The organism is Mangrovicoccus sp. HB161399, from assembly GCF_013184745.1.
Lineage (GTDB): Bacteria > Pseudomonadota > Alphaproteobacteria > Rhodobacterales > Rhodobacteraceae > Mangrovicoccus.
This window is the reverse complement of sequence record NZ_JAATVU010000275.1, coordinates 1-821: the sequence shown is the minus strand read 5'-3', so window position 1 is coordinate 821 and position 821 is coordinate 1. Positions and strand designations below refer to the sequence as shown.

1 protein-coding gene is annotated in these 821 nt (G+C 71.6%); it reads right to left on the bottom strand.

Annotated elements, in window-relative coordinates:
* Window positions 1-547 precede the first annotated feature (547 nt).
* On the bottom strand, window positions 548-784 hold the full coding sequence (locus HCC78_RS35180; RefSeq protein WP_371743979.1) for a transposase: 237 nt from the start codon (window positions 782-784) through the stop codon (window positions 548-550).
* Window positions 785-821: the final 37 nt, after the last annotated feature.

The window sequence follows — 821 nt, the reverse complement described above, 5'->3', positions numbered from 1 at the left end:
GATCTGCGCGAGAAGGTCCGACAGCATCCCCCGCCGGGGTCGGCCGGACCGGTGGCGTTCGCCGGCATTGCCGGAGGCGGCTTCGACCGCCCGGATCTCCAATGTTCCCCGTCGATCCCGGGGTGGATCTTGCGCCATGAGCGGGCCGCGCCACGGGTCCGGGCGGCACCGCGGATGCGCCGTTTCGAGCCGCCATGCTTGCGCGCGTGCCGTGCTGAGCGCTTTCGCGGCCCCGCCGGGGCCACGGTCGCTCCGCACCCTTCGCCTTCCGCCTTGATGCCATTCGGCGCCTCGAGCAGCGCTGGAACCGATGGCGCTGCCGCCGGCGGCTCCCCGGACCGATGGCGGTCGATGCCTCAGCGTCCGCGGGCAGGTGCAGCGCGCCCTTGGAGCCGCGACACGGGATGGTGTCGTCCAGTGTTCGGCGGGCTTTCGCGGCGCTTACCGGCGCCCCGGTCCTGTCTCGCTCTGGCGTCCTCACAGGTGGTCTAACTGAGGTGGACAGGCAATCTGTCCGGCGGACGGATTGTCCGGCAAAGGGCACGGATCAGCTGGGCTCCGCAAGCTCCGGCGGGCTCGCAGCGAAACCGTTCGCCAGCGGGCCCCAATGGCGCCACACTGGCTCACTCCGGCGGAGCGGCAGGCCGAGGAGGACCTTGTGGGCGAGGCAGGCCCGGATCGCCGCGCCGCCATGGGACTGCTGTCGGCCGCGACGGCCCGATGCTCCGGCCTGCCATTGCATCGGGGGATCGAACCATGCGGTCCGCGACCCTCGCTGCCTCAGCGATTGATTGCAGCTGCGCCAATTGGCGGTGCTGCAC